Source organism: Pseudomonas sp. MIACH, assembly GCF_001269925.1.
Classification (GTDB): domain Bacteria; phylum Pseudomonadota; class Gammaproteobacteria; order Pseudomonadales; family Pseudomonadaceae; genus Aquipseudomonas.
In genome coordinates, this window is record NZ_LHVO01000048.1 from 1 (window position 1) to 2727 (window position 2727).

The following is a 2727-nucleotide window of genomic DNA, read 5'->3' on the forward strand; positions in this document are numbered from 1 at the left end:
ATGGGCGTGCAGATTCGCCTGGGCGCTCAGGTGCTGGGGCATATCAAATCCGGACGAGCGCGCCAGTGGCTGGAGAGGCTGGCTGATCAGTGGGTCGTGCCGAAGTTGGACGCGCATGTCGAGGCGGTGAAGCCTTTGCTGCTTGGTGGCCCGGCGACAGCGATCAAGACCGTATCGGTTGCGCCGATGAAGGCGGGAGATCACGTGGTTTCGAACCCGGTGCCAGCGGTTCGTAACAAGACACAGAAGACGGTGTTGGTCAGGCAGGAGCCTGTCGATGATGTGCCTGTTTCAGGGAAGAACCTGAACGGCGATGCGGCGGCTTCTTCGGATAAAACGGTAACCAACGGCTGCCCCGTGTCGATGGTTACCGGCGAGGAGTTGCTCACTCTGACCGATGGCGCGTTGGATGGGATCTTGCCGTTCGAGTGGACACGGTTGTACCGCACCAGTGCGGTGGAAGTGGATGGCGGGTTGGGGTTTGGTTGGAGTCACTCGCTGGCGCATCGGCTTGCGGTGTCGGGCGACTCGGTGGTTTGGATTGACCATGAGAACCGCTCGACTTCGTTTCCGCTGCCGACTGTTGCTCGACCGGCCATCACCAACAGCTTGGCCGAAGCAGCGATCTATTTGGGCTCGTCGCCGGATGAGCTGGTGTTGGCCCAGGCATCACGGTTTTATCACTTTCGCGACGGTGTGCTGGTCTCGATCAGCGATGCGTACGACAACCGGCTGCGGATTGCTCGGGATTATTTGGGGCGCATTGAGCGGCTGGATAACGGTGCGGGCTGTGCGCTGTTCCTGCGCCATGAATCGAACCGCATCGTGGCGGTGGACTACCAGGTACAGCGGGCAGAAGGCCGTGGTCCGTATGTATGGATTACCGAGCAGACCGTCGTTTCCTACGCCTACGACGACGCTGGCCGACTGGTTTCGTCGACCAATGCGGTAGGTGAAAGCGAGCGTTATCGCTACGACGATCAGCACGTGATTCTTGAGCGTGGACTGGCCGGTGGCGCGAGTTTCTTCTGGGCGTGGGAACGGTCTGGCAAGGCCGCGCGGTGTGTGCGGCATTGGGCCAGTTTTTCCCAGATGGATACGCGGTATGCCTGGGGAGATGACGGCCGTGTCACGGTGCATAACGCCGATGGCAGTCAGGAAGTGTATGTCCATGACGACCGGGCACGGCTGGTACAGCGGATAGATCCGGATGGTGCCCAGCATTTCAAATCCTACGATGACAAGGGTCGGCTGACGGTCGAGCAGGATCCTCTGGGCGCTGTGACGGCGTATCAGTACGACGAAGCCGGACGCTTGGTGGCGTTATTTCCCGGGGATGATGAGCCAACAACCTACGAGCATGACAATGGTTTCGTACGGGTTGTAAGGCGGGGTCTGGCGGTCTGGAAGTACGAGCGCAATGACCAGGGCGATGTCATTCGTAAGATCGATCCCGACGGTCATGTCACGGACTACAGCTACAACAAATACGGGCAACTGGTCGGGGTTTGGTACCCCGATCACAGTTGTCAGCGGCTGGTGTGGAATGACCGTGGGCAGCTCATAGAGGAACAACTGCCCAATGGCGGGATCAAGCGGTATCGCTATGACGATCTTGGCCGGCAGGTGGCCCGCGAGGATGCACAGGGCGCGCTGACCCAGTATCAGTGGGACTGCGTGGGTCGGTTGGTTCGCGTGGTGCTGCCCGGTGGGGCGTGTCGGGAATACAGCTACAACCCCTACGGAAAAATCACCGCCGAACGCGATGAACGGGGCCACGTTACTCGCTACGAATACGCCGACGGCCTGCACCTGATCAGCCGCCGTATCAACGCCGACGGTAGCCAGGTCAAGTACCGCTACGACAATGCGCGATTACTGCTGACCGAGATCGAAAACGAGGTTGGCGAGACCTACCGACTTGCTTATCACCCCAACGGCCTGATCCAGCAGGAAACCGGGTTTGACGGGCAGCGTACGGCTTATGCCTACGACCTCAATGGCAACCTGCAAGAAAAAACCGAACACGGAGACGATGGCAGTCAGTTAGTCACTCGCTATGAGCGAGACCACGCCGGACGCCTCGTACGAAAAACCCTGCCCGACGGCAGCGTTGTTGAATATGCCTACGACCGCCAGGGCAACCTGCTCAGCGTCGACGACGGCCATTGGGCGCTGGCCTACGAATATGACCAACAAAACCGCCTCACCGCCGAACATCAGGGCTGGGGCGCCTTGCGCTATGGCTACGACGCCTGCGGCCAACTTAAAAACCTGCGCCTGCCCGACAACAACCGCTTGGTGTTCAACCACAGCAAAGGCGGCCACCTCGCCACCGTCGAGTTAAACGGCGCACTGCTGACCTCTCATCTGTTCAAGGCCGGCCGTGAACACCAGCGCGCCCAGGGGAAACTGCTGAGCAGCTACCAACACGACGACCGAGGACGCCTGTTAAACCACGGTATCTGTGACGTCGAAGGCGCGCTGTACCAACGTCAATATGACTACGACAAAACCGGCAACCTCACCCGCCTGCTCGACACCCGCAAAGGCGAACACCACTACCACTACGACCCGCTAGGCCGCCTCACCCGCGCCGACCACTCCCAAGACCTGCAGGAACGCTTCGGCCACACCCCCGCCGGCAACCTGCTCATGCAAGACCGCCCCGGCCCCGACATCGTTGCCGGCAACCGCCTGATGATCCAGGGCGACCGCCACTACGAC

At 60.4% G+C, this 2727-nt stretch carries 1 protein-coding gene; it reads left to right on the forward strand.

Annotated elements, in window-relative coordinates:
- On the forward strand, positions 1 to 2727 hold a 2727-nt coding region (locus AD670_RS18225), incomplete at both ends, for a DUF6531 domain-containing protein (RefSeq protein ID WP_172681499.1).